General features: G+C 69.0%; 7 protein-coding genes. 6 read left to right on the top strand and 1 reads right to left on the bottom strand.

Annotated elements, in window-relative coordinates:
* Positions 1–297 precede the first annotated feature (297 nt).
* From AB1609_11975 to AB1609_11950, 6 genes are all read left to right on the top strand, one after another.
* Complete coding sequence (locus tag AB1609_11975; protein ID MEW6047183.1) at positions 298–954, top strand: PhnD/SsuA/transferrin family substrate-binding protein; 657 nt, start codon at positions 298–300, stop codon at positions 952–954.
* A gap of 90 nt (positions 955–1,044) precedes the next feature.
* Positions 1,045–1,299, top strand: a complete 255-nt coding sequence (locus AB1609_11970; protein MEW6047182.1) for a hypothetical protein — start codon at positions 1,045–1,047, stop codon at positions 1,297–1,299.
* On the top strand, positions 1,277–2,056 hold the full coding sequence (locus AB1609_11965) for an ABC transporter permease subunit (protein ID MEW6047181.1): 780 nt from the start codon (positions 1,277–1,279) through the stop codon (positions 2,054–2,056). Before AB1609_11970 ends, AB1609_11965 begins: the two co-directional genes overlap by 23 nt.
* On the top strand, positions 2,056–2,922 hold the full coding sequence (locus AB1609_11960; protein ID MEW6047180.1) for an ABC transporter ATP-binding protein: 867 nt from the start codon (positions 2,056–2,058) through the stop codon (positions 2,920–2,922). The genes AB1609_11965 and AB1609_11960 overlap by 1 nt, the downstream gene beginning before the upstream one ends.
* 6 nt (positions 2,923–2,928) lie before the next feature.
* Positions 2,929–4,164, top strand: a complete 1,236-nt coding sequence (locus AB1609_11955; GenBank protein MEW6047179.1) for a Xaa-Pro peptidase family protein — start codon at positions 2,929–2,931, stop codon at positions 4,162–4,164.
* Positions 4,165–4,230: 66 nt separating this feature from the next.
* Positions 4,231–5,250: an LLM class flavin-dependent oxidoreductase gene (locus tag AB1609_11950; GenBank protein MEW6047178.1), complete on the top strand. Its 1,020-nt coding sequence runs from the start codon at positions 4,231–4,233 to the stop codon at positions 5,248–5,250.
* A 57-nt stretch (positions 5,251–5,307) separates the two neighbouring features.
* Here AB1609_11950 and AB1609_11945 read toward each other — a convergent pair.
* A partial coding sequence (locus AB1609_11945; protein MEW6047177.1) for a copper-translocating P-type ATPase occupies positions 5,308–7,596 on the bottom strand: 2,289 nt, incomplete at its 5' end.

The raw sequence follows: 7,596 nt of genomic DNA, 5'->3' as shown, positions 1-7,596 counted from the left end.
GGCCTCCGCCTCGGGAAGCCTCGCGCGATCCTCCTGTTGATCACGCGTGCCCGATCGATCCGGAGGAATTTACACCACTACCAGGGACTATAGCGGCGGGAGCCTCCTGCCTGCATTCCGGCCGGCGTGGCACACCGACCTCCGGTAAGAGCAGAGCGCTCCCTCACCCGCCCTCTCCCGTAAGTCTGCAGTCGCGTTTTCCCGCGTATGAGCCCAGGCCCGACGAATGCTGCGAGCTCATGCGTGGGGTTCCGGGCCTGCCTTCAGTTGCACCCTGACAGGGGGTTGGAAGAGGGTATGCTCAAGAGCGTTCTGCTTCCGGCGCGAGCTTGCGTGTTCGTCACGATCATTCTGGCGGCAGCACCGTGGATTCAGGCTTCATCTGGCCAGGTGTCCGCCCAGTCCCTGCCGGTCGTCCGGGCGCCCGTGCTGGCGTCCGGGGTGACCGCCGTCATTCAGGCGCTGGCTGAAGCCAAGGGCTTCGACCGGGCACACGGGTTCCGGTTCGAGTCCTCTGCCCCGTACAACTCCCTTGACGCCTACTACGCCGACTTCATCAAGGGGCAGTTCGACGTGGAGATCGGCATCACCGAGACTTACGCCGTGCGGTTCCTGCGGGGAGCACCCATCCGGCTCCTCTCGACGATGACCGTCAACGGATCGGAGATCGTGGTACGAGACCCCTCGATCCGGAGCGTCGCCGACCTCAAGGGCAAGACCATCGTGGCGCCCCTCACCTCGGGCCGCTACCTGCTCGCCCGGGCGCTTTTGAGGGAGTACCACGGCCTTGACCTCGAGCGGGACGCTCAGGTCATCAGCGCCCCGTCTCCGACGGCCGCTCTCACCTTCCTGCTGGCCGGGCGGGCTGACGCCGCGCTCTCCTGGGAACCGGCGGTCACGGTGACGCTTCAGGCCAATCCCGGTCTGCGCCTGTTATTCGAGACCGACCGGTAGTACCGGCAGCGCACCGGGCGTAACCTCTTCCAGGTAGTGCTGGCGGCTCACGAGACGTTCCTGGCCCGTCAACGGGGGCTTGCTGCTCATGTGGTGCAGGCGTACGCCGAGGCGGCGGAGTTCCTGCACGCCCACCCGGAGGAAGCGGTGCAACTGGTCGCCCGGCGCACCGAGCTTCCCAAGGAGGCCGTCCTCGAGACCATCCGGGAAGGGCGGCTGGTCTACTCGGTGCGCCCGGTGCGGGATCCGGACGTGAAGCGCTCGCTGGAGGACCACTTCCGGATGCTGCAAAGCCTGGGTTTCCTCGACCGGGAGATTCCTGATGAGTTCCTGGCCGAGATCTGAGCGCAAAGCAGTGGCCGGGCGCCTCCAGACGGCGATCACGGTGGGCGCCGTGCTCCTTGCGCTCCACGTGGCAAGCCGCTACACGCCGGAGTTCATCCTGCCCCCGCTTCTCCGTATCGCGGCGGCGCTCGGGGAGGTCCTGGTGCGGGAATGGCCGCACATCTTGGCTACCCTGGGCCGTCTGGGACAGGGGATGCTGGCGGCGTTCGTGGTGGGTTCGTCGCTGGGCATCCTGATGGGAGCCCTGCGCGGGGTGGCCGCTTACGCCCGCCCGTTGCTCTACATCCTCATGGCGGTGCCCGCCCTGAGCTGGATCCTGTTCGCCGTGCTGTGGTTCCCCACGCCACAGTGGCGGGTCTTCTTCGTCATCACGGTGGTCAGCCTGCCTTTCTACGCGCTCAACATTTACGAGGGCATCCGTGCCCTACCCGCCGAACTGGCCGAGGCCGTGCAGGTCTTCCGGCCGTCGCACTGGCAGATGCTGCGGATTCTGGTGATTCCCCACGTGGTGCCCTACGTCATGATGACCACTCGATCGGTGGTGGGCTACGCCATCCGCATGACGACCTTCGCCGAACTGATAGGGTCAGCCGTGGGCATCGGCGCCCGGCTCAACAACGCCCAGGCGATGTTTCGCATTGACGCCGTCTTCGCCTGGACGTTCGTGCTGGTGGGGCTCAATTTCGCGCTGCAGGGCCTGCTGGACGCCGCAGACCGGAGGCTTTTGCGCTGGCGGCCCGAGGGGGTGATCCGGTGATGGCGGTGATTGCTCGAACTGCCGGGAAGCGCGCCGGAGGGCCGCCTGCTGCAAACAGCCTTCCGCTGGCCCACCCGCTGAACGCTCTGCCGAAGGCAACGCAGCCGGCCGTAGCCTTGAGAGGCGTCTTCAAGGCGTTTGACGGTGCCGTGGCGGTTGCCGACCTGTCACTGACCGTCCGGCCTGGCGAGGTCGTGGCCATCGTCGGCCGCACCGGCGCCGGCAAGTCGACGGTGCTGAGGCTCCTCATGGGCACAACCGCCCCAGAGCGCGGCGAGGTTCGAGTCCTCGGGCGGGATCCCGCCCGTGAGTTTCAGGCTCTGCGGGGCCGGCTGGCCGTGGTGTTCCAGACCGACCGGCTGCTTCCGTGGCGAACGGCTCTGGAAAACGCCGCCCTCGGGCTCGAGATCCTCGGCGTCCCGCCCGGCGAACGCCTGGCACGGGCGCGGGAGTGGCTCGTCCGCCTGGGGCTGGCAGGCGCGGAAACCCGCCTGCCCCACCAGCTTTCGGGCGGCATGCGCCAGCGGGTCGCCCTGGCCCGGGCGTTCGCGACCGACCCCGAGGTGCTGCTGCTGGACGAAGCGTTCAGCCACCTGGACGAGGTGACGGCCCGGGAGATACGGGCCGACTTTGCGCGGCTGGTTCGCCGCTACGGCAAGACAACGCTGATGGTGACCCACAGCATCGAGGAGGCCGTGGAGATGGCCGACCGGGTGGCGGTCTTCGGGCGGCCGGCCCGGGTCATCCGGGAGGTGCCCGTCACGCCGCCGTTCCGGGACGACCCCCGCGAGGCCCGCCGCCTGCGGGAAGCCATCCTGGCGGCTATTGAAAGAGGACACCCGGGCGAAGACCGTGCAGAGGGGTAGACGCTTTTGAACACACAGGATGCGCCTTTCGATACCGCGCAGGAGCAAGGAATACCCCGAGAAGAGGTGCTCGACCGCCAGGAAAGGGTGCGGCGAAGGCTGCTGCAGGCCGGCCTGGACGCGCTCCTGGTGGTGGGGCGCTCGTTTTACGACCGGGTCGGCGACCTCGCCTACCTCACCAACCACTTCCCGCCGTTCCCCGCCACCGTTTTCAGCGGCCAGCAGAAGGGGTTGGGGCACGGGCTGTTGCTCCTTCCCGGAGAGGGCCCGACCGCCCTTGTCATCGACGGGCGGGCCTACCGAGAGGAACTGGTCGTGGCGGACGAGGTGCGGGGAGGCTCCGACCTGGGAGCGGTGCTGGCCGAGCTGCTGCGGGAACGCCGCCTCGCGACCGCCCGCATCGGCCTCGTGGGTGAGGACATCCTGCCGCTGGCCATGTTCCGGGCGCTCACACAGGCGCTTCCGGCTCTGGAACTGCCCGCGGCCGGCCACCTGGTCCGGGAACTGCGGCGGCGAAAGAGCCCCGCCGAACTGCGCCTGCTGCGGCGCGGGGCGGCCATCGCAGGCGCCGGCCTGAAGGTCGCCGTCGAGCTCATCGGCACCGTGGGGCACACGCCGGGCGCCTCCGGTACCGGCGCCACCGTAACCGAAAGCGACGTCTGTGCCGCCGGCATCGCGGCTGCCATGCGCGAAGGCGCCGACTTCATCCGCTACCTGCGGGTGCACTCCGGGCCCTATAGCGCCTGGGGTTCGCGGTGGCCCCAGGCGATGCCACGCGCCATCCGTGTAGGCGAGCTCGTCGACCTGGACATCATCGGGGCGTACTGGGGCTACCAGTTCGACGTGCTGCGCACCACGGTCGCCGGTGGCCGGCCCGACGCCGGGCAGCGACGGGTGCTCGAGGCCGTGCTGGAGGCCTCCCGCCGCGCCGTCGCGGCCTGCCGGCCCGGCACCCCCTGCGAGGACGTCGTCCGGGTAGCCAACGCTTACCTCGAGGAACAGGGCTACGGCCGCTACGCCCGCACCTTCATGGGCCACGGCATCGGCCTCGAGACCGTCGAAGAACCCTACCTCGCTCCGGGCGACCGCACCCCACTCGAACCCGGCATGGTGCTCTGCGTGGAACCCGGCGTCTATATCCCCGGCTGGGGCGGCGCCAGCATCGAGGAGGAGATCATCGTCACCGGCGGCGCTCCTGAGCAGATCACCCACTATCCCGCGAAGCTGTGGGCCGGGCCGTAAGCCCGGTGCACCTCGGGTGACAAACGGCTGCTCCCCGATGACGAGGTGTTTAGGAGGGGTCCTCGAATGCGCCTTTCTGAACCCTTCGGCCTGACGCTTCCCAATCGCGGCGTCCTGCTGGGGGCCGTGACGGCCCGGGATCTCCTGGAGCTGGCCGAAGAGGCCGAGGCGTCGGGAGCCTTTGGCGCCGTCTGGGTGGGCGATAGCCTGCTGGCCAAGCCCCGGCTGGAAAGTGTCACGCTCCTTTCGGCGCTTGCCGCCCGCACTCGCCGCCTGAAGCTCGGCGTGGGGTGCCTGGCCACCTTCGTCCACAGGCACCCGGTCCTCTTCGCCCAGCAGTGGGCCAGCCTGGACGTCATTTCGGAAGGGCGGGCACTTCTGGCCGTCTGTCTGGGCGGGCCCGACGCGCAGGGCCCTGCGCAGGCGCTGGAGCACCGGGTGATGGGCGTGCTTTCAAAGGAACGGCCGGCGCGCCTGGAGGAGGGCATCGCCATCCTGCGGGTGCTCTTCGGCCAGATCAACGCCTCCTACCGTGGGCGGTTCTACGAGTTCGAGGGCGTGACGCTGGAGCCGCGCCCGGTGCAGAACCCCGTACCCATCTGGATCGCGAGCAACCCCACCGGGGTGACCTACAGAATGGGGGCCGGGGTGGACGAAAAGACGCTGGCCAGGGCGCTGGACCGCGTGGCGCGCCTCGCCGACGGCTGGATGACCAATAAGATCACGCCCGAGCAGTTCACCGAGCTATGGAGCCGGATTCGGGAGGCCGCAAGGGACTATGGCCGCGATCCTGACCGGCTTGGCAACTGCCTTTACTACAACGTCAACCTCAACGACGACCGGGAGGCGGCCTTCCAGGAGAGCAAGCGCTTCCTGGACGCTTACTACACCGGCGACTACAGCCGCACCTTCGTGGACTCGTGGACAGCCTACGGCCCGGCCGGCGAGGTGATTGCACAGCTTCGCGCTTACTTTGACGCCGGCCTGCAGCACATCACGATTCGCTTCGCCTCGTGGGACCAGCGCCGCCAACTGCGCCGTTTCCTCGCGGAGGTGGCCCCCGCGTTCGCCCGGGTGGGGGCCTGAGCCGCCCGCGCTCGCCGCCGCGCGCGAGGCACGGCGGCGCGTCGTGCGCGGGAGTCGTCAAGCACTGGCGGCTCGTACGGTGGCCGGTAGCCTGGCTCGCCGGAGCAGGAGCGCGTTGAGCGCCACGAGGAAGGAACTCCCCGACATCAGCAGCGCCGCAATCTCGGGCCGCAGCAGCAGCCCGAAACTGGGGTACAACACGCCGGCCGCCAGCGGGAAGGCTCCCGCGTTGTAACCGGCGGCCCAGTAAAGGTTTTGCCGCATCTTGTCGACCGTCGCCCTGGAGATGGCGATGGCCGTCGCCACATCCATGGGGTCCGAACGCATCAACACCACATCGGCGGTCTCAACCGCCACGTCGGTGCCCGCCCCGATGGCAGTCCCCACATCGGCCTGCGCCAGCGCCGGGGCGTCGTTGATGCCGTCCCCGACCATCGCCACCCGCCGGCCCCGGGCCTGCACCTGCTTGACCTGGTCTGCTTTCTGGGCAGGCAGCACCTCGGCAAAGACCGTTTCGATGCCCAGTTCCCGGGCAATGCGTTCGGCCGTGGCGCGGTTGTCGCCGGTTAGCATGGCCACCTCGACGCCCATCTCCCGCAAGCGCCGTACCCCTTCTTTGGCCGTTTCCCGGATCACGTCGGCGATGGCCAGCACCCCGCCCGCCCGGCCATCGACCGCCACGTACACGGCCGTACGCCCGGCACCCTGGAGTTCCCGGGCGCGCTCCGCCAGCGCCTCGATGCTGGCGCGGTTTACGCCGCGTTCTCTCAACAGCTTGAGATTTCCGACCAGCACCTCGTGCCCCTCGACTCGGGCTCGGGCGCCGTGCCCCGGAATGGCCTCGAACCCCTCGGCAGGGGGCACCTCGACCCCTGCCTCCCGGGCCCGCTTCAGCACCGCCAGCGCAAGGGGGTGTTCGGACCCCTGTTCGACGGCGGCGGCCAGGCGCAGGAGTTCCTGCTGTGCCGCCGACGCGTCAGCGGCCACCGCCACCTCGACGACCGCTGGTTCTCCCTTCGTGAGCGTGCCCGTCTTGTCAAAGATGACGGTCTGCAGTCCTGCCGTCTGTTCAAGGGCGGTCGCGTTCTTGAAGAGGATGCCGCGCTCGGCGCCGAGGCCGGTTCCCACCATGATGGCGGTGGGAATGGCCAGCCCCAGCGCATCCGGGCAGGCGATGACCACGACCGTGATCGCGAGCGTCAGCGCGAAGACGAGGGAGGCATTCCCCGGCCACACGTACCACCCGACGAACGTCAGCACCCCGAAGACCACGGCCGCCGCGACCAGCCACTGGGCCGCCCGGTCGGCCATGCGCTGCGCCGGCGCCTTGGACGTCTGCGCCTGCTGCACCAGCTTGACGATCTGGGCCAGCGCCGTGTCGGCCCCGACCCGGGTTGCCCGGAACTTCAGCGTCCCGGTCTTGTTGATGGAGGCGCCCACCACCACGTCGCCGGGCTTCTTGGGTACCGGCAGCGACTCGCCGGTGAGCATGGACTCGTCGACGTTCGACTCGCCCTCGGTGACCACGCCGTCCACGGGAATCTTGTCGCCGGGACGGATCACCACGAGGTCGTCCACCCGCACCTCGGCGGTGGGGACTTCCACCTCCTCGCCGTCCCGGATCACCCTGGCCTTCGGCGGAGCCAGATTGAGGAGCTTCTCGATGGCTGCCGACGCTCGGGAACGGGCCCGCATCTCCATCCAGTGGCCGAACAGCACGAACGCGAGGAGCACCACGGCCGCTTCGTAGAAGACCTCGCCCTTGAAGAAGAACGTCGTGCCGACGCTGAACAGGTAAGCGGCGAGCACGCTCAGGCTGACCAGAACCGCCATGTTGAGCACCCGGTTTTTGAGCGCCCGGTAGGCGCCCACGAAGAACACCTGGCCGCTGTAGAGCACCGCCGGTGTTGCCAGCAGGAAGAGAAAAAGGCTGCGATCCAGGCCGAACGGCACCGGAAGCCGCAGCCCCCATGTCTCGATGACCATGGGCGAGTAGAGAGTCACGGGGATGGCCAGCAGGAAGGCCACGAAAAACCGGCGCCGCATGTCGGCCACCATGGCCTCCATGGACATGCCGGGGGCATGGCCCATCTCGTGGGCCATGTGCTCCATCTCGGTGGGCGTGGAAAGATGCTCGTGAACGGCGTGACCGGCCGGCACGGGGCGCACGGCCTCTTCGTGCGCCGGAGCGTGAACGTGCGGCGCGGCCGCGTACCCCCCGTGGTGAGCGTGGTGGTCAGGGGCATGTCGTGCAGGGGTGGCCGTGGCCCACCCATCCGGCGGGCAGAGGTGGTGCGGCACCACCCGCCCGGCGCAGTGGTAGCCGCACTCCCGGACGAGTTGCTG

This window comes from Bacillota bacterium (assembly GCA_040754675.1).
Taxonomy (GTDB): Bacteria; Bacillota; Limnochordia; order Limnochordales; family Geochordaceae; genus Geochorda.
This window is presented reverse-complemented; position numbering and strand designations above follow the sequence as displayed.

Excerpts from the sequence above, each read along its gene's own strand:
- AB1609_11960 (MEW6047180.1), top strand. The coding sequence starts at position 2,056 with ATGGCGGTGATTGCTCGAACTGCCGGGAAGCGCGCCGGAGGGCCGCCT.
- AB1609_11975 (MEW6047183.1), top strand. The coding sequence starts at position 298 with ATGCTCAAGAGCGTTCTGCTTCCGGCGCGAGCTTGCGTGTTCGTCACG.
- AB1609_11950 (MEW6047178.1), top strand. The coding sequence starts at position 4,231 with ATGCGCCTTTCTGAACCCTTCGGCCTGACGCTTCCCAATCGCGGCGTC.
- AB1609_11965 (MEW6047181.1), top strand. The coding sequence starts at position 1,277 with ATGAGTTCCTGGCCGAGATCTGAGCGCAAAGCAGTGGCCGGGCGCCTC.